Annotated in this window: 24 protein-coding genes; 11 read left to right on the top strand and 13 right to left on the bottom strand. The window is 65.9% G+C overall.

Annotated features, from left to right (window positions below):
* The first annotated feature begins 2 nt into the window (after positions 1–2).
* Genes QMZ05_RS14605 through QMZ05_RS14575 form a run of 7 tightly spaced genes read left to right on the top strand, consistent with a single transcriptional unit; the run spans position 3 to position 7,045 of the window.
* Positions 3–1,025, top strand: a complete 1,023-nt coding sequence (locus QMZ05_RS14605; RefSeq protein ID WP_021075858.1) for a molybdopterin cofactor-binding domain-containing protein — start codon at positions 3–5, stop codon at positions 1,023–1,025.
* A 9-nt stretch (positions 1,026–1,034) separates the two neighbouring features.
* Entirely contained in the window at positions 1,035–1,916 is an 882-nt protein-coding gene (locus QMZ05_RS14600) for a MoxR family ATPase (RefSeq protein WP_353701388.1), read from the top strand.
* A complete protein-coding gene (locus QMZ05_RS14595; protein ID WP_353701387.1) occupies positions 1,913–3,031 on the top strand; it encodes a VWA domain-containing protein in 1,119 nt (372 codons plus the stop codon). Before QMZ05_RS14600 ends, QMZ05_RS14595 begins: the two co-directional genes overlap by 4 nt.
* Entirely contained in the window at positions 3,028–3,918 is an 891-nt protein-coding gene (locus QMZ05_RS14590; protein ID WP_353701386.1) for an amidohydrolase family protein, read from the top strand. The genes QMZ05_RS14595 and QMZ05_RS14590 overlap by 4 nt, the downstream gene beginning before the upstream one ends.
* Before the next feature lie 51 nt (positions 3,919–3,969).
* Positions 3,970–4,818: an MBL fold metallo-hydrolase gene (locus QMZ05_RS14585; RefSeq protein WP_353701385.1), complete on the top strand. Its 849-nt coding sequence runs from the start codon at positions 3,970–3,972 to the stop codon at positions 4,816–4,818.
* Between the two features lie 18 nt (positions 4,819–4,836).
* On the top strand, positions 4,837–6,408 hold the full coding sequence (locus QMZ05_RS14580; RefSeq protein WP_353701384.1) for an isochorismatase family protein: 1,572 nt from the start codon (positions 4,837–4,839) through the stop codon (positions 6,406–6,408).
* Between the two features lie 10 nt (positions 6,409–6,418).
* A complete protein-coding gene (locus QMZ05_RS14575) occupies positions 6,419–7,045 on the top strand; it encodes an NAD(P)H-dependent oxidoreductase (RefSeq protein ID WP_353701383.1) in 627 nt (208 codons plus the stop codon).
* Positions 7,046–7,442: 397 nt separating this feature from the next.
* On the opposite strand, the gene QMZ05_RS14570 is transcribed toward QMZ05_RS14575, so the two are convergent.
* The 3 genes from QMZ05_RS14570 to QMZ05_RS14560 all read right to left on the bottom strand — a co-directional run bounded on the left by QMZ05_RS14570 (position 7,443) and on the right by QMZ05_RS14560 (position 10,132).
* A complete protein-coding gene (locus QMZ05_RS14570; protein WP_353701382.1) occupies positions 7,443–8,816 on the bottom strand; it encodes a HAMP domain-containing sensor histidine kinase in 1,374 nt (457 codons plus the stop codon).
* Positions 8,803–9,495, bottom strand: coding sequence for a response regulator transcription factor (locus QMZ05_RS14565; protein ID WP_050425526.1), 693 nt, complete (start codon positions 9,493–9,495; stop codon positions 8,803–8,805). The genes QMZ05_RS14570 and QMZ05_RS14565 overlap by 14 nt, the downstream gene beginning before the upstream one ends.
* 127 nt (positions 9,496–9,622) lie before the next feature.
* Positions 9,623–10,132, bottom strand: coding sequence for a hypothetical protein (locus QMZ05_RS14560; protein ID WP_353701381.1), 510 nt, complete (start codon positions 10,130–10,132; stop codon positions 9,623–9,625).
* 432 nt (positions 10,133–10,564) lie between these two features.
* Between QMZ05_RS14560 and QMZ05_RS14555 the strand changes: the two genes are divergently transcribed.
* Positions 10,565–12,028, top strand: a complete 1,464-nt coding sequence (locus QMZ05_RS14555; RefSeq protein ID WP_353701380.1) for a catalase — start codon at positions 10,565–10,567, stop codon at positions 12,026–12,028.
* Between the two features lie 46 nt (positions 12,029–12,074).
* On the opposite strand, the gene QMZ05_RS14550 is transcribed toward QMZ05_RS14555, so the two are convergent.
* The 3 genes from QMZ05_RS14550 to QMZ05_RS14540 all read right to left on the bottom strand — a co-directional run bounded on the left by QMZ05_RS14550 (position 12,075) and on the right by QMZ05_RS14540 (position 16,430).
* The gene (locus QMZ05_RS14550) at positions 12,075–14,414 is read right to left on the bottom strand and encodes a Tex family protein (RefSeq protein WP_353701379.1); all 2,340 of its coding nucleotides are present in this window, start codon (positions 14,412–14,414) and stop codon (positions 12,075–12,077) included.
* 118 nt (positions 14,415–14,532) lie between these two features.
* Positions 14,533–15,387 (bottom strand): amidohydrolase family protein, encoded by an 855-nt coding sequence (locus tag QMZ05_RS14545; RefSeq protein ID WP_353701378.1) that lies wholly within the window; start codon positions 15,385–15,387, stop codon positions 14,533–14,535.
* On the bottom strand, positions 15,384–16,430 hold the full coding sequence (locus tag QMZ05_RS14540; RefSeq protein WP_353701377.1) for an aldo/keto reductase: 1,047 nt from the start codon (positions 16,428–16,430) through the stop codon (positions 15,384–15,386). The genes QMZ05_RS14545 and QMZ05_RS14540 overlap by 4 nt, the downstream gene beginning before the upstream one ends.
* Positions 16,431–16,795: 365 nt before the next feature.
* Here QMZ05_RS14540 and QMZ05_RS14535 point away from each other — a divergent pair, with 365 nt between their 5' ends.
* Complete coding sequence (locus QMZ05_RS14535) at positions 16,796–17,926, top strand: hypothetical protein (RefSeq protein WP_353701376.1); 1,131 nt, start codon at positions 16,796–16,798, stop codon at positions 17,924–17,926.
* A 68-nt stretch (positions 17,927–17,994) separates the two neighbouring features.
* Here QMZ05_RS14535 and QMZ05_RS14530 read toward each other — a convergent pair whose 3' ends face one another.
* Positions 17,995–18,318 carry a monooxygenase gene (locus QMZ05_RS14530; RefSeq protein ID WP_353701375.1) on the bottom strand — a complete coding sequence of 108 codons (324 nt, stop codon included), beginning with the start codon at positions 18,316–18,318 and terminating at the stop codon, positions 17,995–17,997.
* Between the two features lie 81 nt (positions 18,319–18,399).
* Between QMZ05_RS14530 and QMZ05_RS14525 the strand changes: the two genes are divergently transcribed.
* Entirely contained in the window at positions 18,400–18,975 is a 576-nt protein-coding gene (locus QMZ05_RS14525) for a TetR/AcrR family transcriptional regulator (protein ID WP_353701374.1), read from the top strand.
* Positions 18,976–19,013: 38 nt separating this feature from the next.
* On the top strand, positions 19,014–19,418 hold the full coding sequence (locus tag QMZ05_RS14520; RefSeq protein WP_353701373.1) for a GFA family protein: 405 nt from the start codon (positions 19,014–19,016) through the stop codon (positions 19,416–19,418).
* Positions 19,419–19,432: 14 nt separating this feature from the next.
* Here the strand turns inward: QMZ05_RS14520 and QMZ05_RS14515 are convergent, their stop codons facing one another.
* The 6 genes from QMZ05_RS14515 to QMZ05_RS14490 form a co-directional block, all read right to left on the bottom strand.
* On the bottom strand, positions 19,433–20,272 hold the full coding sequence (locus QMZ05_RS14515) for a class I SAM-dependent methyltransferase (protein ID WP_353701372.1): 840 nt from the start codon (positions 20,270–20,272) through the stop codon (positions 19,433–19,435).
* Positions 20,273–20,324: 52 nt separating this feature from the next.
* Complete coding sequence (locus tag QMZ05_RS14510; RefSeq protein WP_353701371.1) at positions 20,325–21,182, bottom strand: alpha/beta hydrolase; 858 nt, start codon at positions 21,180–21,182, stop codon at positions 20,325–20,327.
* An 83-nt stretch (positions 21,183–21,265) separates the two neighbouring features.
* Complete coding sequence (locus QMZ05_RS14505) at positions 21,266–22,327, bottom strand: hypothetical protein (protein ID WP_353701370.1); 1,062 nt, start codon at positions 22,325–22,327, stop codon at positions 21,266–21,268.
* A gap of 191 nt (positions 22,328–22,518) precedes the next feature.
* A complete protein-coding gene (locus QMZ05_RS14500; RefSeq protein ID WP_353701369.1) occupies positions 22,519–23,640 on the bottom strand; it encodes a branched-chain amino acid ABC transporter substrate-binding protein in 1,122 nt (373 codons plus the stop codon).
* Between the two features lie 231 nt (positions 23,641–23,871).
* Positions 23,872–24,360, bottom strand: a complete 489-nt coding sequence (locus QMZ05_RS14495; protein WP_353701368.1) for a hypothetical protein — start codon at positions 24,358–24,360, stop codon at positions 23,872–23,874.
* 31 nt (positions 24,361–24,391) lie between these two features.
* Positions 24,392–25,606 carry an acyl-CoA dehydrogenase family protein gene (locus QMZ05_RS14490; protein ID WP_353701367.1) on the bottom strand — a complete coding sequence of 405 codons (1,215 nt, stop codon included), beginning with the start codon at positions 25,604–25,606 and terminating at the stop codon, positions 24,392–24,394.
* Between the last annotated feature and the right edge of the window lie 59 nt (positions 25,607–25,665).

Raw genomic sequence — 25,665 nt, 5'->3', positions numbered from 1 at the left:
TCATGACCCGGCATCGCGGGCGCGGCATCGCGTCGGTCAATTATCCCATCGGCATGAATCTGGGCGGCGACCCGAGCCAGGCGCTGGTGCACTCCAATCCCAGCGGCAAGTTCACCGTGGCGCTGTCCTCGATCGATCTCGGCCAGGGCATGAAGTCGGTGACGCGGCAGATCTGCGCCGAGACGCTCGGCGTCCCGGTCGAGGACGTCTATGTCGACACCGCTGACTCCGACACCGGGCCGCATTGCATGGGCTCGTTCGCCTCGCGCGGCACCCATCGCGTCGGCAACGCGGTGATGGCGGCGGCGCGCGAGGCCCGCGGCGTGATGATGGAGGCCGCAGCCGAGGAGCTGGAGGTGAACGCCGCCGATCTCGAGACCGACGGCCGCGGCAACATCCACGTCAAGGGTGCGCCGCATCGCTCGATCTCGACCAAGGACGTCGCGATCGCCGCCCAGTTCAAGCAGGGCAAGACGATCTCCGGCCGCGGCATCTTCCTGGTGCCGCTGTCCGACGTCGATCCCGAGACCGGCGAGATGTCGCCGGCGACGTGTTACGCGCATGCCTGTCTGGTCGCCGAGGTCGAGGTCGACGACGAGACCGGCGAGGTCGACATGGTCAGGATGGACAGTGCCTATGAACTCGGCCGCGCGCTCAATCCGCGGCTGGTCGAGCAGCAGCTGGTCGGCGGCGCCTGGATGGGCGTCAGCCACGCGCTCTACGAGACACCCGAGCCTTATTATCCGGAGCCGGTGCACGGCCCGCGCGATTTCGTCGAATACCTGATGCCGGGGCCCGGCGACATCTGCCCGCACGACATCGCGGTGCTGGAACGCCCGGCGCCGGACGGCCCGTTCGGCGCCAAGGGACCGGGCGAGATGTGCGCCAACCCGGTGCTGCCTGCGGTCGCGAACGCGATCTTCAACGCGGTCGGGGTGCGGATTGACGATTTGCCGATCACGCCGGAGAAGGTGCTGCGCGCGATCAGGGCGCAGGGCGGCGCGCGGCCGCAGCCGCGGCGCTGAGGTCCCTTCATGCCGGTCCGCAGCAACATCGTCGGCATCGACAGCCCCGAGGCGCTGGAGAAGGCGCTGCGCGCGGCCTATTACCTTGCCGACGACGGCATCGCCACCGCCTCCTATCTCTCGCTCGCGCTCGGCAAGCCGCTGCTACTCGAGGGTGCGCCGGGTGTCGGCAAGACCGAGGCTGCGAAGGCGATCGCCGCCGTGCTCGGCCGCAGGCTGATCCGGCTGCAATGCTATGAGGGCATCGATGCGTCGGCGGCGCTCTACGAGTGGAACTATCCGCGCCAGATGCTGGCAATCCGGCAGGCCGGTGAGGAGAGCATCGACATCTATGGCGAGTCCTTCCTGATCGAACGCCCGATGCTGGCCGCGCTGCGTGCGCCGGATGCGACCGTGCTGCTGATCGACGAAATCGACCGCGCCGACCAGGAGTTCGAGGCCTTCCTGCTCGAATTCCTCTCCGACTTCCAGATCTCGATCCCGGAGCGCGGCACCATCCGCGCCACCGAGCATCCCATCGTGGTGCTGACCTCGAACCGAACCCGCGATCTGCACGAGGCGCTGCGGCGGCGCTGTGTGTATCACTGGATCGACTACCCGAATGCCGAACGCGAGGCCCGCATCGTGATGATGCGCGCCTCCAGCGTCGCCGAGGCCACCGCCCGCGCCGTGGTCGCCGCGGTCGGGCGGCTGCGCCGCGAGCCGCTGAGCAAGGCGCCGGGAATTGCCGAGGCGGTCGACTGGGCGGAGGCTGCGACCTTGCTCAACAAGGGCGGTGCGCGCTGGCCGGACGCGTTCAAGCGCTCGATCGGCGTCGCGCTGAAGGACGAGGAGGACCTGCATTTCATCTCGCCCCGGCTCGATGCGATCATCGCGGAGGCAGCCGCGTGAGCGACGATCTCAGGCTGCCGCGCGCCGCGCGGATCTTCGTCTCCTTTGTCGCGCTGCTGCGCGCCAACGGCTTCTTGGTCGCGCCGGAGCAGACGACGAACTTCCTGGCGGCGATCGAATTGCTCGGGCCGCACAGCCTTGAACATATCCGCCGGGCCGGGCTTGCCACACTGGCGCCGCCGCCGGAGCGCCGTGCGACCTATGACCGCCTGTTCGACATCCATTTCCGCGGTGCCGAGGCGATTGAGCACGCCGAAGGCGAGGACGAGGAGACCGTACGCCTGCAGGAGGAAGGCCGCGGCGATGACGAGCCGCCGCTTGCCGACGAGGCCAATGAATCCGGCCTCGCCGCGGCGCGTGCCGAAGCGCTGGTCGAGCGCCGCTTTGCGCAAGTCCCGACCAGCGATCCACTGCGCCAATTGTCGCGCGAGGCGGCCCGGCGACTGCCGCGACGACGCGGCCACCGGCGGCGGCGTGCGCGCAGAGGCCCGTTCGCCGATCTGCGCCGCACGCTGCGTGACAGCGTCCGCAATGACGGCGAGGTGCTGCGGCTCGGGCGCATGCGCCGCCGACAGCGCCCACGCAAGATCCTGTTCCTGATCGATGTCTCCGGCTCGATGAAGGCGCGCACCGAGGAGAACATGCGGCTCGGGCATGCGCTGGTGCAGGCCGCCGGCAATGTCGAGGTGTTCACCTTCGGCACGCGGCTGACCCGCGTCACGTCTGCACTGCGGCTGAAGCGGCGGGAGCAGGCGCTGAATGCGGCCTCGTTCCTGGTCAGCGACTGGGACGGCGGCACGAGGATCGGCGATGCGCTGCAGGCCTTCCTCGCGGTGCCCCGGTTCGGCGGATATGCCCGCGGCGCAGCTGTCGTGATCGTCTCCGACGGTCTCGAGCGCGGCGATCCGGCGGCGCTGCGCGATGCCGTCGCAAAATTGTCGCGCCGGGCCTGGCGCGTGAGCTGGCTGACGCCGCTGGCGACCGCGCCCGGCTTCAAGCCGCATACCGAGGCGCTGATCGCGATCCAGCGCTTTGTCGATGATCTCGTGGACGGCGGATCGAGCGCGGCCGTGGTCGCGCATCTGCTGTCGCTCGGAACAAGGAGAGCTGCGTGACTGGAATCGTCGACGGACACCATCACATCTGGCGTCAGGCCGATCTCGCCTGGCTGTCCGGCCCGATGCAGCCGCGCATCTTCGGCCCCTATGAGCCGATCCGTCGCGACTATCCGATCGAAGAATATCTCGACGACCTCAAAGGCAGCGGCGTCACCCGCTCGGTCTATGTCCAGACCAACTGGCCGAACGGCAAGTTCGAGGACGAGGCGGCCTGGGTGCAGCAGACGGCGGATCAGCATGGCTGGCCGCACGCCCTCGTCGCCTATGCCGATTTTTCCTCAGGCGACGTCCGGCCGCAGCTGGACCGGTTGAAGCGTTATCCGCTGGTGCGCGGCGTGCGCATGCAGCTGCACTGGCACGAGAACCCGCTTTATCGCTTCGCAGCGCGGCCCGATCTCTGCAGCGATCCGGTGATCCGGCGCAACGTTGGTCACCTCGCCGACTATGGCTGGAGTTTTGACCTGCAGGTGTTCGCGCCGCAGATGGCCGATGCCGCCGGGCTCGCCGAGGCCTGCCCCGGCGTCACCTTCATCCTGCAACATGCCGGCATGCTGGAAGATCTGTCGCCGCAAGGCCGGGCCACCTGGCGCGCCGGCATGGCGCGGCTCGCACAATGTCCCAACGTGGTGTCGAAACTGTCGGGGCTCGGCACCTTCATCCATCGCAACGATGCCGCGCATATCGCCGGCGTCATGACCGATACGGTCGCGATCTTCGGTGCGGACCGCTGCCTGTTCGGCTCCAACTTTCCGATCGAGAAGCTGTGGACCAGCTACCGCGATCTCGTCGATGCCTTCAAGGCGGCCGCCGAGCGGCTCAGCCGGGAGCAGCGCGCCGCGATCTTCGGCACAACGGCGGCGCGGGTCTATCGGCTGGACCCATAGCCGCACCGCGAACACGAACATAACAACGAACACGAATTTGGAGGGAGAGCGATGCCGTTGGAGATCAAGATTCTGGACTATGGCGATATCGAGCTGGAATCGAGCTTCCTCGTGCTCGGGCACAATTGCGGCCGCACCCGCCGCGTGCTGACGCTCGGCTTCCTGATCCTCGGCGGCCCCTACCCCGTGCTGGTCGACACCGGCTACCGCTCCAACCAGATCATGGAGACGCTCGGCATGCGCGGCCTCCAGTTCCACGAGAACATGATCGAGAACCAGCTCGCCCGCCACGGCGTGCGGATGGGTGACGTCCGCTTCGTCTGCCACACCCATCTGCACATCGATCATGCCGGCAAGGACGACCTGTTCCCGATGAACACGACCGTCGTGCTGAACCGCAAGGAGCTGGAATATTCCGTCTCCGGCCTGATGCATCCGCAATATCCCGCGCCCGACATCAAGCATTTGATCGACCGCCTGCACACCAAGAGCGCGCTGCGCTTCCTCGACCTCGAGATCACCGGTCCGGTCGAGCTGATGCCCGGCGTCTATTGCGACGCCGCCAACGCCCACACCGAAGGCTCGATGAACATCCACGTCCACACCGCCGACGGCATCGCGACGATCTGCGGCGACGTGATCTACGATTTCAACGACCAGATCGTCACACCCTTCAACGAGATCCACGACGCCGAGCCGCGCACCACCGGCAACCACGGCACCAGCAAGCGTGCCGAGAAGGCCGCGATCAAGAAGCTGCTTTCCAACTCGCGCTATCTGCTGCCGGTGCATGATCGTCCGGCCAAGATCGAAGGCGGCATGGTGGTCGGCCGGCTGCACGACCAGGTGCCCGGGCCGGTCGTGCAGAGCCTGCCGCAACGCAGCTGGTTCCCGGCATAACCGCGAAGGCCCGTCACGATGACGCATGTCACGCTGCGCAGCGAGTTCGAAGACCTGATCGACCCCTACGCACCGGTCGGCCAGGTCGGCACCGGCTTCGATTTCACGGAAGGACCGATCTGGCACCCGGTCGATCACTTCCTGCTGTTCTCCGACATGCCCGGCGACGTGCGCCGGCGCTGGGATGTGCGGCGTGGCGTGGTCGAGGTCAAGCGCCCGTCGAACAAATGCAACGGCATGACCTACGACGCGGACCTCAATCTGATCGTCTGCGAGCACACGACATCCTCGCTGATCCGCGAACGGCCCGACGGGCGGCGCGAGGTTCTGGCCTCGCATTACGAGAACCAGGAGCTCAACAGCCCGAACGACGTCTGCGTCCATTCCTCGGGCGCGATCTATTTCTCCGATCCGTGGTACGGCCGCATGCCGGTCTATGGCGTCGAGCGGCCGCGGCAGCTCGGCTTCCAGGGCGTCTATCGCGTGCCGCCGGGCGGCGGCGCGCCGAAACTGCTGGTCGACCGCTATCTGTTCGAGCAGCCGAACGGGCTGTGCTTCTCGCCGGACGAGCGCATCCTCTATGTCAACGACACCGTGCAGGCGCTGATCCGCGCCTTCGACGTCGGCGCCGACGGTTCGCTCGGCAATCCGCGCGTATTCGCCTCCGGCATCCGCTCCGAGCTCGAGCCCGGCCTGCCCGACGGCATGAAGTGCGACCAGCGCGGCAATGTCTGGGTCACCGCGCCCGGCGGCGTCTGGGTCTGTTCGCCCGGCGGCGATCTGCTCGGCAAGGTCCGCCTGCCCGAGCTCGTCGCCAACCTCGCCTGGGGCGGCGCCGATTTCCGCACCCTCTATCTGACCGCGACCCATTCGGTCTACGCGATCCCGACCAAAGTCGGGCCGCGCCACGAACCCTATATGAGCGGCAAGCGTGGCGGCGCCGGCGCCGCATCGTCCTCGCCTGCACCGAACCTGGCCGCCGGCGAGATGCAGCTCGATCCGCAGCGCTGCGCGATGATCATCCAGGACATGCAGAACGACGTCATCATGGACGGCGGCGCGTTCGCCGAGTCCGGCGCGCCTGCCCACGCCCGCCAGCAGCATGTCGTCGAGAATGTCCGCCGCGTCGCCGAGGCTGCGCGGGCGCGTGGCGTTGCCATCATCCATGTCTGGTTCGTCGTCGAGCCGGGCGCGCCGGGGGTGACCTTGAACGCACCGCTGTTCGAGGGGCTTGTCGACAGCAAGGCGATGGTACGCGGCAGCTGGGGCGCGGCGCCGGTCTCCGGCCTCGAGCCGCGACCGGGCGACTTCGTGGTCGAGAAGATGCGGATGAGCGCCTGGGAGGGCACGCGGCTCGAGACCATCCTGAAGGCGACCGGCCGCGACATGATCATCAACACCGGCGCCTGGACCAACATGTCGGTCGAGCACACCGCGCGCACCGGCGCCGACAAGGGCTATTTCATGATCGTGCCCGAGGATTGCTGCTCGACCATGAATGCCGACTGGCACAACGCCGCGATCAACTTCGCGCTCCAGAACGTCTCCGTTGTCACCAACGCCGACGCCGTCATCAAGGCACTCGGCTGAGGGAGGCGCGGTGCCGAAGCTGCTGCATCTCAACTGCTCTCCCCGCGCCGATTCGGAATCGGCGGCCGGCGCGCGCGTCTTTGTGGAGAGCTTTCGCAAGGCCCGCCCGGACTGGGAGATCGACGCAATGAACCTGTGGCGCGAGCCGCTGCCGGAGTTCGAGGGGTATCTGCTCGAGGCCAAATATGCCCGGATCGGCGGCAACGGTTTTACCAGTTCGCAGCACGATGCTTTCGCGGTCGCCGAACGCCTCGCGCTGCGGCTGTCGCTGGCCGATCGCGTGCTGATCTCGACGCCGATGTGGAATTTTAGCATTCCTTACAAGCTCAAGCAGTGGCTCGACGTCATCATCCAGCCCGGGCTGACCTTTCGCTTCGATCCGGCGCAGGGCTATCTGCCGCTGCTCAAGGACCGCCCGACGGTCGTGATCCTGGCGAGCGGCAGCGACTTCGTCACCGGCATGAACCGCGGCCGCATCGACATGGCAACGCCCTATCTGCGCGAGGTGCTGCGGTTCATCGGCATCAATGACTTGCGCTTCCTGCCGATCGGCCCGACCACCGGGCCCGCAGAGCCGATCCGCGCGGCCCGCGACGCGGCGCATCGCAGGCTCGTGGAGATGGCGGCGAGGTTTTGAACGGGAATGCTCCGCATCGTCGTCCCTGCGAAAGCAGAGACCCAAGGTCGTGTTGTTGAACCGAGCTGTGGCCCCAACTCAGCAAAAGCAAATCGCCTTGGTGGTTATGGGTCCCGGGTCGCGCTTCGCTTGCCCGGGACGACACCGAGTTTGTTGCGCGGCTTATCTACGCGCATCCGCAGTCTCGCGATGCACTGCGCCGCCCTACCGGCGAGAGGGCTTACAAGGCAACGTTTACACGATTTCGGAATACTAGAAGATACCCCTGATTTGCCCGACATGTCAAGTTGCCCGGTCGAACGCCGGCAGCCGCGAGCGCCTTTGCATGGGGTTGTTTTCAATATTTTGGGGGCGCGCATCCGGCGAGAAGTTCCTCCGCCGTCACCCCCCTAAGCTTCTACGTTTCCGCCGCGGGAAACACGAGCCTGAACAACAATCCCGGTGCGTTGTCGCGCAGCTCGATCTTGGCGCCGTGCAGACTTGCCACCGCCGCGACCAGGCTGAGACCGAGGCCGTTGCCCGGCGTGTAGCGGCTCTGCTCGAGCCGGTAGAAGCGCTTGAAAACGCGGTCGTGCTGGTCGGCCGGAATGCCCGGGCCGTCATCGGCAACCGAGATCACCGGCCCGCTTTCGTCATCGTCGCACGTCACGGTCACCCGTCCGCCCGGGCGGCCATGCTTGATGGCGTTGTCGACGAGGTTGGCAATGGCATCGAACAACAGGTCGCGGTCGCCGGTGACCATCACCGCGGGATCGCCGGCAAGGTCGAGATGGGTGGTCACCTCCTCGGCCGCGGCATCGTACAGCTCGACCACCTCGCCTGCGATCTCGACGAGATTGACGGTGCGAAACGCGCCCTTGCGGGCCCGCGTCTCGATCTCGGAGATCCGCGTGATCGACGCGAACATTCCGAGCACCGCGTCGAGATCGGCGATGGTGTCGCCGATCAGCGTCGCATCGCCCTCTGCGTTGCGTGGGGCGTGATAGGCCTTCTCCAGACGGCCGCGCATCCGGGTCAGCGGCGTGCGCAGGTCGTGGGCGATGTTTTCGCTGACCTGCTTGACGTCGCCCATCAGCGTCTGGATGCGATCCAGCATCAAATTGAGATTCTCCGCGACGCGGTCCCATTCGTCATGGCTGCCGAGAAGCGGAATGCGCTGGTCAAGGCCGGAGAGCATGATGGCGCGACTGGTCGCATTGATCGACTCGATCCGGCCCACCGTTCGCCGCGTGACCCCGATGCTGGCGGCCGCAGCCAGCACGATGATCAGCACGACAACGGCGATGCCCGCGGCCCGGATCTGCGTCATGAAGCCGTCGAGATCGCTGATGTCGCGGCCGACCAGCAACCGATCACCGTTCGATAGGGTCTCCGTAACGACTCGCGCCAACGAGGTTCCCGTGGAGAGCTGCGGCAGCGAGACCCGGAATTCGGTCCATCCCTGCCCGGCAGCCTCCGCCGGCCATTGCTTGAGATTTCCTGCAAACACCGCCGAGCCGGCGCCGGCCAACAGATAGACATGGTCAGCAAAGGCCTTGTCCGCGATGCGTTGCGCGATCAACGCAGTCAGGCCATCGCGGCCGGACCGCGCATAGGCATCGTCGAGGCTTGCCTGCTCGGTCATGATCGCGCGGTCGGACCTGTCGCGCACGTAGGACAGCGTCGACCAGTAGACATAGGCGAAGATGACGGACACGATCAGGCCGAAGATGCCGATGGCGATCAAGGCCAGGCGGAACGTCGATGACCTGAGGGTTTTAGCCAGGAGCACGGAGGCAGTACCCGATGCCGCGGATCGTGTGGATCAGCGGATAGGCTTGCTGGTCGTCGACCTTGCGGCGCACCCGTCCGACATAGACGTCGATGATGTTGGTCGAGGGATCGAAGTGCAGATCCCACACGTGCTGCAGCAGCATGGCGCGCGACACCACGCGGCCTTCGTTGCGCGCGAGATATTCGAGCAGCTGGAATTCCTTCGGCAGCAGCGGGATCTTGCGGCCGCGGCGGCTCGCCGTCCGCGCGATCAGATCGACCGCGAGATCGCCGACCCGCAGGATGGTCTCCTTGGCAACGGTCTCGCTGCGGCGACCGAGCGCCTCCAGGCGCGCAAGCAACTCGACAAAGGAGAACGGCTTAACCAGATAGTCGTCACCGCCGGCGCGCAAGCCGCGCACGCGGTCATCGACCTCGCCGAGCGCGCTGATGATCAGGAACGGCACTGCGATGCCGTCGTCGCGCATCTGACGCATCACCGTGATGCCGTCGATGTCGGGCAGCATGCGATCGATCGTGATCACGGCATAGTCGCGCGCCGCTCCCTGGCTCAGCGCCTCACGGCCGTTCGCAGCCAGATCCACGTCGTAGCCGCAGGTGGTGAGTTCCTCGACGAGCTGACCCGCGGTCTCCGGATCGTCCTCGACGACGAGAATGCGGCGGTGAGCTCCGGTCATCTTCTTGAACTCTCCGAGTTCTCAACCCCTCCGAGCGCCCCGCGACGGTCGCCGCCAGACTATCCCATTCCGGGGCTGGATGGAACGTCTGGCGACGGCCGCGACAACGGTGCGGATGGTTGGGCGATCACCAATAGTCCCCGCACACATTGACCCATTGCAGGCCGTAGGACGTCCATACCCTGCGGTAACAGCCGTCGTAGTAATTGGCATAGACGAAAGGTCCGCCGAAGAAGGCGAAGCGATGGAAGCGGTGGTGATGGAAAAAGCCGCCGTGATGGAAGAAGCGTCCGCCGTGGAATCCGGCGCCAGCGAACCGCGGCCCGAACGCCGGTGCACCGGCAAAGCGCGCGCCGCCGAAATGGCCGCCGGCAAAATGCCCGCCGCCGCCCATGGCAGCGAACGCCATGCCGCCACCACGCATACCGCCAAAGCCGCCGCCGTGCATGCCGCCGAAGCCTCCGCCATGCATGCCGCCACCCATGGCGCCAGCAAAGCCACCACCGTGGCCGCCACCGAAACCGCCGCCGCCATGCCCGCCACCACCGCCGCCGCCTCTGGCAAGGGCCGCGGGTGCGAGCGCAACGCTGACAGCGAGCGTCGCCGCCGTGAGACACGTGAGAAGCCTGTTCTTCATGAAATCCTCCCTGATTGGGACCGCGGCGAACCTCGTATCGCCGCACACGAGCAAGATCAGAAGACGCAAGCGCGAGCCCGACTTCAACTGACAAATGCGCCAGATTCTGACGCCGGATTTAGGATTGGCGAGCGCACCTGCATGCGCAGCAAGTGACCGGATTGCGGGCCCCGACTGCGTTGGCCGAGATCGACGGACATTTGGCTGGAATCAACGGATAGCGTGCGTTGAATCGATCCCCCCGATTTCTTAATCCGGCACTCATCCAAGAAACGACGTCGTCGTAGCGGGATTGCAGATCCGGTTCACAATTTGTCGATTACCGGGCCTCCTCGTCGCGCCGGCCGTAACGCATCCGCGATGCAATCGTCTTTCACCCGGCTTCCCTCAGAGCCGGGACGACGAGTACTGACTTCCAGCAAGGAGCTTTCGATGAGCGACGAGACCAAGAAACCGTTCCTGACCCACGCCTCCGGCGCACCGGTTGCCGATAATGTGAACATCATGACGGCGGGGCCGCGTGGGCCGGCGCTGCTGCAGGACGTCTGGCTGATCGAAAAGCTCGCGCATTTTCACCGCGAAGTGATCCCGGAGCGGCGCATGCACGCCAAGGGCGCCGGCGCGCACGGCACTTTCACCGTCACCCATGACATCACCCGCTACACCAAGGCCAGCATCTTCTCGGGGATCGGCAAGCAGACGCCGATGTTCGCGCGGTTCTCGACCGTTGCCGGCGAGCGCGGCGCGGCCGATGCCGAGCGCGACATCCGCGGCTTCGCACTGAAATTCTACACCGATGAAGGCAATTTGGACGTGGTCGGCAACAACACGCCGGTGTTCTTCTTCCGCGATCCCCTACGCTTCATCGACCTCAACCACGCGATCAAGCGGCATCCGCGCACGGGCGTGCGCGATCCCGACATGAGCTGGGATTTCTGGACGCTGCTGCCGGAAGCGCTGCACCAGGTCACCATCGTGATGAGCGAGCGCGGTATCCCCAGGAGCTTTCGCCACCAGCACGGCTTCGGCAGCCATACCTACAGCATGATCAACGCCGGCAACGAGCGCGTCTGGGTGAAATTTCACTTCCGCACGCGGCAGGGTGTCCAGAATCTGACCGATGCCGAGGCCGAGGCGTTGGTCGGCAAGGACCGCGAGAGCCACCAGCGCGATCTCTTCAACAGCATCGAGCGCGGCGATTTTCCGCGCTGGACGCTGTTCATCCAGGTGATGACGGATGCGCAAGCCAAGGCTTTCAGGTTCAATCCGTTCGACCTGACCAAGGTCTGGCCGAAGGCGGATTATCCGCTGATCGAAGTCGGGTACTTCGAGCTCAACCGCAACCCGGAAAACTTCTTCGCCGAAGTCGAACAGGCGGCGTTCACGCCGGCCAATGTCGTGCCCGGCATCGGCTATTCGCCCGACAAGATGCTGCAGGCCCGCCTGTTCTCCTATGGCGACGCGCAGCGCTACCGGCTCGGCGTCAACCATCACCAGATTCCGGTGAATGCGCCGAAATGTCCGTTCCACAGCTATCACCGCGACGGCGCGATGCGCACCGACGGCAATCTGGGCGCGACGCTGACCTATTGGCCGAACAGCCATGGCGAGTGGACCGACCAGCCGCAGCTGAACGAACCGCCGCTCGAACTCTCAGGCGCTGCTGCGCATTGGGATCATCGGGTGGACGACGACCACTGGCAGCAGCCAGGCGATCTGTTCCGCAAGATGAATGCCGCGCAAAGGCAGGCGCTGCTCGACAACACCGCCCGTCAGGTCGGCCAGGCATCGAAGCATATCCAGGAGCGGCATGTCGCAAATTGCAGCAAGGCCGATCCGGCCTACGGCAAGGGCGTTGCGGAGGCGCTGGCCAGGTTCGCTGAAGGAAAGCTGTAACGGAAATGAGGCGCGGCGGGCTCGGCCTACCGCCCTCCTCTGCGGCTCAGGTCGGCTTGCCGCGCCCGCTCTTCTCGGCGGCGCGGCGCAGCGCGTCGGCGAGCGCGCCGCCGCTGGACTGCTCCTGCGGACGGCGCGGCGCGGATGAGGTCATCTTGGCCGAGCCGCGTGAGAAATCGCGCGACGGACCCGCATTGTCCTTCTTCGGCCCGACCTCGTCGTCAAGCCGCAGCGTCAGCGCGATGCGCTTGCGCGCGACCTCGACGTCCAGCACCTTGACCTTGACGATATCGCCCGGCTTCACCACCTCGCGCGGGTCCTTGATGAAATTCCGCGACATCGCCGAGATGTGCACCAGCCCATCCTGATGCACGCCGATATCGACGAAGGCGCCGAAGGCGGCAACGTTGGTCACGGTGCCCTCGAGGATCATGCCCATCTTGAGGTCCTTGACCTCCTCGACACCGTCCTTGAACACCGCCGCCTTGAACGCCGGACGCGGGTCGCGGCCGGGCTTTTCCAGCTCGCGCAGAATGTCGGTGACGGTGGGCAGACCGAAGGTGTCGTCGACGAAGGATTGCGGCTTGAGCCCTCGCACCATATCGGCGTTACCGATCAGCGCCTTGATGTCGCTCTTGGTCGCCTCGAGAATGCGGCGCACCACCGGATAGGCTTCCGGATGCACGCCGGATGAATCGAGCGGGTCCTCGCCATTGCTGATGCGCAGGAAGCCTGCGCACTGCTCGAACGCCTTCGGCCCGAGTCGCGGCACGTCCTTCAGCGCCTTGCGCGACTTGAACGGGCCGTTGGCATCGCGGTGCTGCACGATGCTTTGCGCCAGTCCGGCGCCGATGCCCGACACACGCGAGAGCAGCGGCACCGAGGCGGTATTGGCGTCGACACCGACCGCGTTCACGCAGTCTTCCACCACGGCATCGAGCGAGCGCGCGAGCTTGGCCTCGCCGAGATCGTGCTGGTACTGGCCGACGCCGATCGCCTTCGGATCGATCTTGACCAGTTCGGCCAGCGGGTCCTGCAGGCGCCGCGCGATCGAGACCGCGCCGCGAATGGTGACGTCGAGATCGGGCAATTCGTTCGAGGCAAAGGCGGAGGCCGAATAGACCGACGCGCCGGCTTCGGAGACCACGATCTTGGTCATCTTGCGCTCGGGCAGCCGCTTCACGAGCTCGGTCGCCAGCTTGTCGGTCTCGCGTGAGGCGGTGCCGTTGCCGATCGCGATCAGCTCGACGCCATGCTCGATCGCGAGCTTGCCAAGGATGGCGAGCGACTCGTCCCAGCGCCGCTGCGGCTCGTGCGGATAGATTGCCGTATGCGCCACCACCTTGCCGGTCGCATCGATCACCGCAACCTTGACGCCGGTGCGATAGCCGGGATCGAGCCCCATGGTGGCGCGCGGGCCGGCCGGCGCCGCCAGCAAGAGGTCGCGCAGGTTCGAGGCGAACACGCGCACCGCTTCGGTCTCGGCCGCGGTCCACAGCCGCATCCGCAAATCGATGTTGAGATGGATCTGGATCTTGGTGCGCCAGGCCCAGCGCACCGTCTCCGTCAGCCACTTGTCGCCCTTGCGGCCCTGGTTGGAGATCGCAAAGCGGTTCATGATCCTGAGCTCGTAGAGGCCGGGCACGCCGACCACGGGCTCCTGCGCCTCCGGCTTGATCGCGAGGTCGAGGATCTCCTCCTTCTCGCCGCGGAACAGCGCCAGGATGCGGTGCGACGGCAGCTTCGGCAGCGGCTCGGAGAAATCGAAATAGTCCTTGAACTTTTCGCCTTCGGTTTTCTTGCCGGTGCGGACGGTCGAGGCCATGATGCCGTTCGACCACATCTCCTCGCGCAGTGCGCCGATCAGGTCGGCGTCCTCGGCGAAACGTTCGACCAGGATGGCGCGCGCGCCGTCCAGCGCCGCGGCGACGTCGGCGACCTGCTTCTCGGCGTTGACGAAGGGCGCGGCAACCTCGTTGGGGTCGTTCTGCGGCTGCGTCAGAAGCTGATCGGCGAGCGGCTCGAGCCCGGCTTCCTTGGCGATCTCGGCCTTGGTGCGGCGCTTCGGCTTGTACGGCAGATAGATGTCTTCCAAACGGCCCTTGCTGTCGGCCGCCATGATCTGGGCTTCCAGCGCGGCATCGAGCTTGCCCTGCTCGCGGATCGAATTGAGCACCGCGGTGCGGCGTTCCTCGAGCTCGCGCAAGTACGTCAGCCGTTCTTCCAGCGTGCGCAGCTGCGCATCATCGAGCGCGCCGGTGAGCTCCTTGCGGTATCGCGCGATGAACGGCACCGTGGCGCCGCCGTCGAGCAGCGTCACCGCCGCTTCGACCTGCTCGTCGCGAACCCCCAGCTCCTGCGCAATCTGATGATGAATCTTTGCCACGCCTGTCTCTCTGATTCCGTTGCACCGCCAAATCACGACGGCGCGGACGCCGCTTATGGACCATCCCGGAATGATTCATCAAGGCGCGCTGTGGATCAAATTTGGCGCTCCCTGCGTGCTATTTCTGGGATGTGGGTCGCCCGCGGCTTGACAAATAGATGCGCGCCGCATTGCCACCGAAAATCGCAGCTCTCACGTCACTTGACAAATCAGCCAGCAGGCTCTCGGCTGCCGCGAACCAGTGCGCATAGCCGCCGGCGAGATTGACGACGGGCCAGTCGCTGCCCCACAGCAGGCGCTGCGGCCCGAAGCATGCCAGTGCATGATCCACCGCCTCGCGCAGATCGGCGACCTGCCAATTCGGCGCCGCCTCGGTCGCTAGGCCCGACAGCTTGCAGACGACGTTGGCTCGCGCGGCAAGGCGCGCGATGTCGTCCTTCCAGGCCGCAATGTCGCCGGTGGCGAGCCGCGGCTTGCCGAAATGGTCGAGCACGAATTGCAGGTCCGGATGGCGATCGACCACCTGAGCGAGCCGCGGCAGATGGCGCGGCAACACCAGCGCATCGAACACGAGGTCGTGCCGCACCATGGCCTCGAGCGGCGCCGCCAGTTCAGGGCGCAGCAGCCAGTCGTCATCGGCGATGTCCTGCGCCATCGGCCGCAGGCCGACCAGCAGTTCGCGTTCGGCGATTGCATCGACCCGGTCCGCGGCATCGGGCGCATCGAAATCGATCCAGCCGACCACGCCGCGCACCAGTTCCGAGCTCTTGGCGACGTCGAGCATGAATGCCGTCTCCGCCTCGGTCGGTGCGGCCTGCACCAGGATCGTGCCCTCGATCGCGGCCGCGGCGAGATGCGGCATCAGGTCGGCCAGGCCGAAGTCGCGATAGATCGGCCCGCGCGCGGGCGTCAGCCAGCCGTAATCGGCGCGCGCCAGGGTCCAGACATGGTGATGGGCATCGATCCGCATCATGCCGGCACCGGCGCATGCTGTTCGAGCAGACCTTCGGCCTTCAGGTCGCGCCACAGCGCGGCAGGGACCGAGGCCGAGAGCGCGGCGGCATTGCGCTCGACCTCCTGCGGTGTCTGCGCGCCGAGCACGAGGCTTGCGACCGCCGGATGGCCGAGCGCGAAATGCAGCGCCGCAGTCGGCAGCGCCACGCCATGGGCGCGGCAGACGCGCTCGATCGCCGCGACCTTCTGCATCACGTCGGGTGGCGCGTCCTTATAATTGTACTTGGCGCCCGCCACCGCACCGGTCGCCAGGATACCGGAATTGAACACGCCGCCGAGCATCATGCCGATGCCCTGCTTCTCCGCCAGTGGCAGGAACTCGGCGAGCGCCGGCTGTTCCAGCAGCGAGTAGCGGCCCGCGAGCAGCATGGTGTCGAACGTTCCGGCCCTGGCGAAGCGCACGCACATCTCGGCCTCGTTGACGCCGATCCCGATGCCCTTGACCACGCGCTCGGCGCGCAGTCTGTCGAGCGCGACATAGGCGCCTTCCATCGCCTCGCGGAACCGGGCTTCGATCGCATCGGCGCCATGGGTCCAGACGTCGACGTCGTGAATCAAGAGCAAGTCGATATGATCGGTGCCGAGCCGCAGCAGCGACTGCTCCACCGAGCGCATGGTGCCGTCATAGGAATAGTCGACCACCGCACGATGCGGCTGGCCGCCGACGAAGTTCGAGCCGTCGCCGCGGCCGTGAAACGGGTCCATCCAGCGCCCGACCTTGGTGCAGACGACGATGTCGTCGCGCGCCACGCGGCGCAGCGCAGTGCCGCAGCGATGTTCGGCGAGGCCATGGCCGTAGAGCGGCGAGGAATCGAGCAGGTTCACGCCCAGCGCAAACGCCCGCTCCATCGCGGCGATTGCAGCCGTGTCGTCGAGCCGCGCAAAGAGATCGCCGAGCGGTGCGGTGCCGAAACCGAGAATGGAGACGTCGAGCCCGGTGCGGCCGAGCCTCCGGCGCGGCAGCGCCGGGGAACCTGGATCGGAGTATTGTTGCTGGGTCATTGGCGTGTCCTGCCCACTACGCTTCTTGTTGGTCGGTGCGGCGAGACTAGCGCCGGCGACATAGAAGGTGAAGATGCCCCACGGACGGCGTGACGATGAAAGCTTCGTGTCATCGCGCTCTGCACGCCACAATGCCTTGCGAAGTGCGCGGCGGCGCAAATGGGCTCGTTGCCTCACGATACAAAATGGGCTATGGGAACGCTCCGCAATTCATTGCAGGAGGCGACGATGATCAGGCTAGCGCGCTTCCCGGGTTTACCGCGCGATTTTTGATGCGCGTCCCGGGAGCTCAATCCCGGGCAAGACTCTAACGCTCCATCCCAATCGATCCGAATCTGCTGCGCCGCGGGCGCGGAACCATTGTCATGACATCCAGTGTTCTGGCGTTCCCCCGACGGGACGCCGCAGGCTTCGCGCTGCCCGAACGGCAGCTGCGCAGATACCATCCACATGTGCAGGCCAAGGTGCGTGCGCTCGCGATGCAGCATGCGCGCATCGCGGACCTTGCCGTAAGCTTTCCTGGGCTGCTGTTCGCGCTGGCGGTCCCGCGGGCTGGACGAGACTCCAAGCTCGCGCTCGCGCATGTTATCGACGGCCGCTCCCTTGCGAAGGCAGCAGCCGCTGCAGGCATACCGCTCTGGCTGCGCAATTTGCCGCCGGAAGCATTCATTTTTCCGATCGCAGGATTGCCCGACGACGAGGTGTTTCGCCGCCAGATCGCGAACCATCTGCCGCCATCAGCAAAGCTGTCGCCGATCTGGCTGCAAGCCGTTACCGAACTTGCGGGGCTCGCACACTCGCCTGCTGCCGCCTGGATCGCGCGCGAGCTGATCCGCGCGCCGCGGTTCGTCAACCCGGCCGGGCTGCGGCTGGTCGGCCTGTGGGCGTGGTTCTCAACCCAACCCTCAACGCTCGGCCATACGCTGATCGACCGAACATGGGCGCCTGCCATGCGTCTCGACACCGCGCGCGCCGCCGCAAACGACTGGCGAACGCTGCTCTCGCTACACCTCAACCTCGGCTCGCAGCCGATTGCCGACATGTGGCTGCAGGCGGGGCGTGTCGCCGGCTACGACTTCGTGCCCTTGACCTCGACCGCTGATATCGCAGAGGAGGCAGAGGCAATGCAGAATTGCCTCCGCACCTACGGCTACAACCTCGCACACAATCGATCGCGACTCTGGAGCATCAGACAGCATGGCAGGCGCGTCGCCACACTCAAGGTGGCGACCCGGTATCGCGATCCCTTGCCGAGCATCGTCGAGCTCAAGGGCAGGCGCAACGGCGAGATGCCAGCCGAATTGTGGTGGGCGGCACGCCAGTGGCTGCACATGCACGACCTGTCGCGGGTCGACATGGCGCAGCGCATCTGGGGCACGGTGCCGCTGGACCGTGGGACCTGGCGCGCGCTCTGGCGGCCCTACTGGCTCGCCAAGCGCCGTATCCCGGAATGGCTGCCGATCGCACCGTCACGCGACGCGCTGGAAGACCTTTGACGTTGGCGGAGGTCTGGCGATGCGTTCCGCCCCTCCCGCGGAGGTGGGGCGAAGTCAGCGGCCCCAGGTCACGTGCTCAGTTCATCGGCAAGAACCCGCTCGGCAACGTTGTCGACCACCACGGGGCTTTCGAAATAGGTCACCGTCGGATCGGCGCCGTACTTTTCGCGGGCGCGGGCGCGCCACGCGTCGGTGTACAAAGCTTCCGCCTCGCTCCGCGAGTTCCAGAAATAGATACCGCCAGCCATCATGCCGTCTTCGGACAGCACATAGGTCTTGCGAAACAATCCCTGTACGCCGCGATAGATCGGCGCGGTGCTGAGGAAGATGGCGCGCGCTTCCTCGCGGGTGATCGGCTTGGGCAATTTGAAAGACGTGACGGCGGTAATCATGCTGATCTCCCGAGGCATCATTCTTGACATGATTGTCAATCTTGACGATGATGTCAAGGATACTCAGGCGGAGCGAGTCGGATGGTGGGTGTACGTCAGTTCAACGAGGACGAGGTGATTGCGACGGCGCTAGGCGTGTTCTGGCGCAAGGGCCTGCACGACGCGACGATGCAGGACCTTGCCGCCGCCACCGGCGTGCAGCGCGGCAGCCTCTACAACGCCTATGGCGACAAGGAAGCGATCTTCCTGCGCGCCTTCGATCAATATACCGGTCAATTCCTGGAAGCGGCCGGTCATGCGCTGGCTCACGCCGACACGACGATCGCTTTGCGAAATTTCTTCGACATGATCATCGTCAACATGACCGACGGCTCGCCGGCGCGCGGATGCCTGACGACACGCACCGCGCTCGATGCGGCGATCTCGAGCACCGAGGTGCGTCAGCGCGTGCAGGATGTGCTGGGCCGGCTCGAGCAACTGATCGGCAAGACCCTCAGCGCGGCTCCGGGCAGGCGCCGCGCGGCGGACACCAACCGGCTGGCGCGGGTCTTCGTGACCTTCACGCGCGGCCTCGCCGTGATGGAGCGCGCCGGCTACAGCCGCAAGCAGCTAAAGGAATCGGCTGCGACCTTCGTCGACGCGGTGATGGGCGCCTGAGGGAGATTTGTCAGGTCAGCGTTTTGGGAGGAAACATCATGCCGGATCGAAAGGGTGGCTGCCTGTGCGGCGCCGTGCGCTACGAATTGAAGGCCGAACTGCGCGGGATCGCAATCTGTCACTGCACGCATTGCCGGCGGCAGAGCGGCAGCCTGTTCTCGCTCAATGTCGTGGTCCGCGAGACCGAGTATCAGCAATCCGGCGAGACCGCGGTCTTCGTCGACAGGGGTGACAGCGGTCACCCGGTCGAGCGCCATTTCTGCGGCGGCTGCGGCTCGCCGATCCTGGCGAAGACCGCGCTGATGCCGGGCAAGGTCGTGGTCAAGGCCGGCACGCTCGACAGCACCGACGGCCTGCGGCCGCAGATCGAAATCTACACCGACCACGCCGCCGCATGGCTCGCGCCGGTCGCAGGTACTACGCGCTTTGCGCAGAATGCGTGACGGCGTAGCGGCGATCAGCGCGGCGGCTTGCGCGACCAGGCACTGACGAAGGTCGGCAGCGCGAAGACGCCCTGCATGCCGACCACTTCGGTGCGCAGACGCTCGGCAAAACTATCCAGTGCCAGCTCCGCCTCGGTAGCGACGCCGAGCTTGACGATATGCGGCTGGTTGCTGCGCAGGCCGCTCGCCATATAGTCGTAACCGTCGAAATCCATGCCGCCTCCCACCGGCGCAAACAGGCTCATGCGCGGCGCGGGAAGCCCGGCCGCGACGAAGGCGCCGTGCAACGACAATCCCATCCGGTTGTTCAGCCCGGCGCGGTGGAACATCTCTTTCACAGTGCCCCATGCCTGCGACAGCAGCGGCGATGGCGGATTGGCGATCGGCCCCTCACCCCAGTCGAGATCCTGAAACGCCACGATGCCGCCAGGCTTGACGTGGGCGAGCAATTGTCGAACCAGCGCCGCGGGATCCTTGACATAGATCAGCACGAGCCGGCCGACGACCGCATCGAAATCCCGCTCCAGCTCGATCGTGTTGATGTCGCCGACCCGGAATGACACCTGGCGCAGGCCGAGCGAGCGCGCGGTGGCCGCCGCCTCGTCGACGATGGCGGGATTGCTGTCGACGCCGACGACCGTCCCGCTCTCGCCGACCAGGCTTGCGGCGATGAAGGACACGTTGCCGGCGCCGCTGCCGACGTCGAGCACCTTCATGCCCGGCGCGAGCCCGGCCTCCTTCAGAAGCTGCCATGTCGACGCATCGTAGAGCTGCGACTGGCGCTTGAGCCTGTCGGTCTCCGCGGTCGAGCGCCCCATCACGTAGTTCGGATCGTAGCCGGACGTCTCTTGCATGGATGGCCCCGTCTTCGGTTCGTGGATCTGATGTGCCGGCTCGCGCCCGCGCTCACCGCGACGGCAGGCCCGACAGGAAGGCTTGCAGGTCTGCCGCGAAGCGCTGTTCGAACGCGATGGCGCGGTGGGGTGAATGGCCGCATCCCTCATAGCGAACGATGTCGGCACGCGGATTGCCATACGCGAGGCGCGCCTCGTGATCCCTGAGAAAAGCCGCGCCACATCCCGGATCGGCCTGGACAATCCTGACCGGACACAGGAACTCCCGCTCGGTCGGGATCGCCGCCAGGACGGCGCCCGCAACGTTTCCGTCGGCCCAGCACCGCCCGTCCTGCCGCTGCAGCGCAGAGGCGTGACTGAGCAGATGACGTGGGCCGTAATGATCGCGTCCGATTCCGCCCATCGGCGTCGGAGAGTCGGAAACGAACGCAAGATACGTGCCGAGCGGTGCGCGCGCTTGCTGCCACGCAGCCTGACGCGCGCTGGCGATGGAAAACAGCTTTGGGAAGGCCGATTTCTCCCACTCCCCCGGCTGCCCGAGATACCACGGCGGATCCTCGAGCAAGGCTGCGCGCACATTGGCGTCACCGCTCTGCGCCAGCACGCCCGCAACGCAGCCGCCGAGCGAGTGGCCGACAATCACCGCCGGACGCCCGATTGCGGCCAACGCGGTCTTTGCATCCGAAACGTAGGCAGCGAGATCATAGTCCGGGGCACGATCCGAGTGCCCGTGGCCGCGGAAATCCAGGGTCCAGATCCGACATCGATCCTTCAGCCGGCCGGCGATTTCCTGCCAGGTGTCCCGGCTCAGCGACAGGCCGTGCAGGAACAGGATCGGTTCGCCGTCCGTCGGGCCATGGACGGATGCGGCAAGCCTGATGCCGTGATTGTCGAGCGCGATATCGGTCACCGAACATCTCCGTTACGAAATACGATCAACACCACGCATCGGCCGGCTCGTATGCAGCCCGGCACGACACGCGAACGGCAGTCTCAGCGTCCGATCTGCCGGAACTTGTCGGAGAGGCCGTCGAGATAGCCGACCCAGGTCGAATTGATCGGCTGGTGCTCGATCAGCGCGTGAAAGCGGATCATCATGCAGATCAGGAACAGCGGCTGGATGAATGCGGCACGCACCGTCACAGCCAGCAGGGCCGCGATGAACACGGTGACGATGGCGCCATACTCCCTGACCGCCTCCGGCAACCAGACCGTCACGAGCCCGGCGGGAACCAGCAGCAGCAGGCAAAGCAGGATGCTCAGGATCCGTTCGACGATGACCATCCAGACCGACGTGGTCAGGATCGGCTTGGCGTTCTGGCAATAATAGACCAGCCCGTCCTGGATGTTGCGCTTGGGATCGTCGCCGCCGCGCGCCAGATCGTAGGACAGCACCACCTTGTCCAGATAGCGCGTCGCTGCCGACAGGATGGTGTTGAGCAGGCCGACGATCGCCTTCATGCCGGGCGCCGGCAGCCAATCGCCAAGCGTATCGAGCGCATTGTGAAACGCGCGCAGCACGGCGCGGATCAGCGCATTGAGCCCGAACAGGACCGCGACCTCGCCAAACCGGTCCATCACGATCCGACGGCCATAGGCAAACTGCCCTTCGGTGCCGTTGCCGATGCGGCCATGCGTGATCAGTTCGGTCAGCACGGCGACGTGGCCGCAGGCAATCATGTGCAACGTGTAGCGCAGGATGGCACCCCAGATCCATCCGCCGAGCAGCAGGGTGCCGAGCAGCCAGCAATAGCCGAACACGCTGGCGACATGGGTGCCGAGCCACACCGCGCCGCCCACAACGACAAAGGCAAACACCGCGCACACCGCGGCAAAGCCCAGCAGCACGCCCCATCGCGCCAGCGCATAAGGCAGGGTCTCGAGCAGCAGCTTCAGCGCGGTGCCAAGACCGTGATCGCGCACCAGCAGCGGATAGGAATGCGATGGTTCTTGAGACGACTCCTGCGACGATCCTTGCGCCGATCCTTGCGACTGCCCCGCGGCGCGCCATTCGCCAGAACGACCGCCGCCATTGCTCAGACTCATGTCAGACACGTGTTGCTCTCTTCGTTGCCGTCGAACGACGTCCGGCGATGGCAGTCGTTGGCTAAATCAGTTGGTAGCGTTGCTGCCTGGCATCACAGCGCCAACACCTCCGGGGCTGGCAGAGGGTTGGTCCGTTGGCGCTGTGAGCCGGCACAGCCGCGACATCGATCAGGGAGGAGCGCCGATGTCGCGGCCAGCGATCATTGACCGGCGGCCGGCAGCTCGGCGTAGTTGCCGTCCTTGTCGCGCCGGTACACGACGTAGTCGATCAGGGTGATGTCGCCCTTCGGCGTGTAGCTGATGTTGCCGAGCACGGTGTCCCAGCTTCCGGCCTTGATGGCCGCCGCGACCTTCTTGGCGTCGGTGGTCTGGGCGCGGGTGACGGCCTGGCTCCAGATCTGGAACGCGGCATAGCTGTAGAGCGTGTAGCCGTCCGGATCGATGCCCTTGTCCTTGAACTTCTTCAAGGTCGCGGCCGCGGTCACCTTCTTGCGCGGATCCGGCGAGAAGGTGAACAGCGAGCCCTCGGCAAGCGGCCCCGCGATCGCGGCGAACTGCTTGTCGACCAACGCGTCGCCGCCCATCAGCACGGCATTGACGCCCTGCTCGCGCATCTGGCGCAGGATCAACGCAGCTTCGGCGTAGTAGCCGCCGACATAGACGAAATCGATCGATTCCTTCTTGAAGCGGGACACCAGCGCGGCAAAGTCCTTGTCGCCCTTGGTGTAGGCCTCATAGAGCTTTTCCTTCACGCCCGCCGCGTTGATGGCGTTCTTGGTCTCGTCGGCAAGACCTTTGCCGTAGGTCGTCTTGTCGTGGATGATCGCGACGTTCTTGGTCTTGTAGTTCTTGATGATATAGGCGGCCGCGACCATGCCCTGCTGGTCGTCCCGGCCGCAGACGCGGAACGTGTTCCACAACCCGCGTTCGGTGAACAGCGGGTTGGTCGAGCCGGGCGTGATTTCCAGCACGTTGCCCTCGGCGTAGGCGTCAGAGGCGGGAATCGAGGTCGACGAGCAGAAGTGCCCGACGACGAACGGAATTCTCGCGCCCGCCATCTTCTCGGCAACCGACACCGCCTGCTTCGGATCGCAGGCGTCGTCGCCGACTTCCAGCTTCAGCTTCTTGCCGAGCACGCCGCCGGCCGCATTGATATCGGCAATCGCGAGATCGGCGCCGTTCTTGAACTGCTGGCCGAAGCTCGCCTCCGAGCCGGTCATCGGCCCAACCACGGCAACACTGATATCCTGCGCCATGGCAGCGCCGGACAAGGCCAGGCTCGCGCCAAGCGCAAGACAATATCCTCGAAGTGCAGACTTCATCACATTCTCCTCGATGGTCTCAAGTCGCCTCAATGCATCGCAATCGACTCAACTCGCCGGCTGCGACGGTCACCGGGGGCTGCCTTGTATGCGCGCGATGGCCGGCAGGCTCGGACTGGGGCGACGGGGGATTGGACATATGCGACAACGGGCAACAATGTGAAACACGTTGCCGTGCATTGGTGCTCAAATCGCACAAGAAGCCATCCATCTCGTGTGCGTGACAGCACATCACGGCCGCACCAGCGGCTCGGACTGTTCCGGCTTGACGCCGGCCCCGACCGGTGCGGTAGGCTCGACAGCGCCCTTCAACTCGATCTCGTAGTAGCCGCCGATCTTGATCGCGCCCCATTGAGTCGAGACAGCCAGATTAATGCGTTGTCGCGCCGGCAGATCGGCATCGGTGTGCCGGTGGGCGATGGTGCCCTGAGACAGCAATTCGATGTGGGACAGCCGAACGCCGTCCGCGTTCCAGAAGTCGAAGTTGAGATGCTGCGGCAGCGGACGGCCGAACACGCCCATCTCCTTGAAGGCGAGCTCGACATCGACATGGCCCGGACCCGCCATGAACGTGTAGTAATGGCCGCGGACATCATTTGTGATGTTGGCGCGATTGATACCGACGCCGAGCACCGTCGGACGATGCGGATCAGTGGACTGTGCCGATGCGGCGCCGATCAACGCGCCAGCCCAGAGAAGCAGGCAGAGCGCCGGCTTCATGACCGTCTCGAGCCCGCAGGCATTCGGCCGTTCACTGCACGGGGGACAGGGAACGCGCTTCATCGCGGTCATCCGAGAACAGCAGGGGCGTCGACCGCATGTCCGCGCCGAGATACGCCTCACCGGCCATCTGATAGTTGGCCGGCGCCAAAGCGAGGTGCTGGACTGCGGCATGGACATCGCGCACGCAACGCTCGAGCCCACAACTCACGTCGACGGACGCCGAGCCGCCGGCACCGAACATCAGCTCGGTCGCCTGCTTGGCCGCGTTCGCCGCGTGGGTCGATGCCAGCCACAGCTTGGCGCGCTCGGCAACGCTGAGTGCCTTGCCGGCACTGACCGCCTGCCACGCTTCTCCCAGCGTCTCGTAGAGGAAAGCCCGTCCCGAGCCCAGCAAGGCCTCGGCGCGTCCGAGATCAGCCTGCACCAGCGAATCCTCGCGGAGCAGCTTGCGCGAGCGCGACGCGATCTTTCGTCCGACGAGCCCGACCAGGATGTCGATGGCGTGGCGGGCGATGCCGAGCGGCACGGCCGCAAGCGCCGCCCCGAACAACGCGATGGTCGGAAACGCATAGAGCGGCCCCTGCTCCACCGGCGGTTCGCGAAACGAGAGCGACCGCGCGGACGGCACGAAGGCATCCGCGATCGCATAGTCATGGCTGCCGGTGCCGCGCAGCCCGATGCTGTGCCAGGTATCGAGGATCTCGCATTGCGCGGTCGGAAACAGCATGAAGCGCATCAGGGGAGTGCCATCAGGGTGCAAGCGCGGCTGATCCCCGTCGACGATCCGGCAATTGCCGATCATCCAGCCGGAGTGCTGACAGCCGCTTCCGAGCGGCCAGCGGCCCGTGACGCGATAGCCGCCCTCGACGACCCCAGCTGTGCCGAACGGCCGCAAGGCTCCCGCGGTGCGAACCAGCGGGTCGCTACCGTAGATCTCGCGCGCGGCATCCTTCCCAAGATAGCCGCCGAACACGCCATAGATGCCGCCGATGGCCATGCACCAGCCTGCGGCACCATCGGCGCGCGAGATCTCCTCGACCACCCGAACGAGGGTCATCGGGTCGGCCTCCTCGCCGCCGATGGCGCGCGGAATCCAGAGCCGGAAGAGGCCTGCCTGCGCCATCGCCTCGACCAGCGGAACGGCTAGCCGCCGCGATCGCTCACTCTCCTGTGCGGATGCCTGAACCAGCGGCGCGAGCGCCGCGGCGGCATCGACGAAGGATGATCGGATGGTGTCAGTCATGGCTGCCTCGCTGCATCGCTGAATCCCCCGCGCAAGGTAATCCGCGGGGGCCGCCTTTT

The sequence above is a fragment of the Bradyrhizobium sp. INPA03-11B genome (genome assembly GCF_040446015.1).
Taxonomy (GTDB): domain Bacteria; phylum Pseudomonadota; class Alphaproteobacteria; order Rhizobiales; family Xanthobacteraceae; genus Bradyrhizobium; species Bradyrhizobium macuxiense_A.
The sequence above is the reverse complement of the archived record's forward strand: the minus strand, read 5'-3'. Positions and strand labels throughout refer to the sequence as shown.

Bases quoted from the DNA above. Each gene is read 5' to 3' on its own strand.
- QMZ05_RS14540 (WP_353701377.1), bottom strand. From the start codon at position 16,430: ATGACCCAGCAACAATACTCCGATCCAGGTTCCCCGGCGCTGCCGCGC.
- QMZ05_RS14535 (WP_353701376.1), top strand. From the start codon at position 16,796: ATGACATCCAGTGTTCTGGCGTTCCCCCGACGGGACGCCGCAGGCTTC.
- QMZ05_RS14560 (WP_353701381.1), bottom strand. From the start codon at position 10,132: ATGAAGAACAGGCTTCTCACGTGTCTCACGGCGGCGACGCTCGCTGTC.
- QMZ05_RS14585 (WP_353701385.1), top strand. From the start codon at position 3,970: ATGCCGTTGGAGATCAAGATTCTGGACTATGGCGATATCGAGCTGGAA.
- QMZ05_RS14545 (WP_353701378.1), bottom strand. From the start codon at position 15,387: ATGATGCGGATCGATGCCCATCACCATGTCTGGACCCTGGCGCGCGCC.
- QMZ05_RS14490 (WP_353701367.1), bottom strand. From the start codon at position 25,606: ATGACTGACACCATCCGATCATCCTTCGTCGATGCCGCCGCGGCGCTC.
- QMZ05_RS14600 (WP_353701388.1), top strand. From the start codon at position 1,035: ATGCCGGTCCGCAGCAACATCGTCGGCATCGACAGCCCCGAGGCGCTG.
- QMZ05_RS14495 (WP_353701368.1), bottom strand. From the start codon at position 24,360: ATGAAGCCGGCGCTCTGCCTGCTTCTCTGGGCTGGCGCGTTGATCGGC.
- QMZ05_RS14605 (WP_021075858.1), top strand. From the start codon at position 3: ATGACCCGGCATCGCGGGCGCGGCATCGCGTCGGTCAATTATCCCATC.
- QMZ05_RS14530 (WP_353701375.1), bottom strand. From the start codon at position 18,318: ATGATTACCGCCGTCACGTCTTTCAAATTGCCCAAGCCGATCACCCGC.
- QMZ05_RS14500 (WP_353701369.1), bottom strand. From the start codon at position 23,640: ATGAAGTCTGCACTTCGAGGATATTGTCTTGCGCTTGGCGCGAGCCTG.
- QMZ05_RS14525 (WP_353701374.1), top strand. From the start codon at position 18,400: ATGGTGGGTGTACGTCAGTTCAACGAGGACGAGGTGATTGCGACGGCG.
- QMZ05_RS14580 (WP_353701384.1), top strand. From the start codon at position 4,837: ATGACGCATGTCACGCTGCGCAGCGAGTTCGAAGACCTGATCGACCCC.
- QMZ05_RS14565 (WP_050425526.1), bottom strand. From the start codon at position 9,495: ATGACCGGAGCTCACCGCCGCATTCTCGTCGTCGAGGACGATCCGGAG.
- QMZ05_RS14555 (WP_353701380.1), top strand. From the start codon at position 10,565: ATGAGCGACGAGACCAAGAAACCGTTCCTGACCCACGCCTCCGGCGCA.
- QMZ05_RS14520 (WP_353701373.1), top strand. From the start codon at position 19,014: ATGCCGGATCGAAAGGGTGGCTGCCTGTGCGGCGCCGTGCGCTACGAA.
- QMZ05_RS14515 (WP_353701372.1), bottom strand. From the start codon at position 20,272: ATGCAAGAGACGTCCGGCTACGATCCGAACTACGTGATGGGGCGCTCG.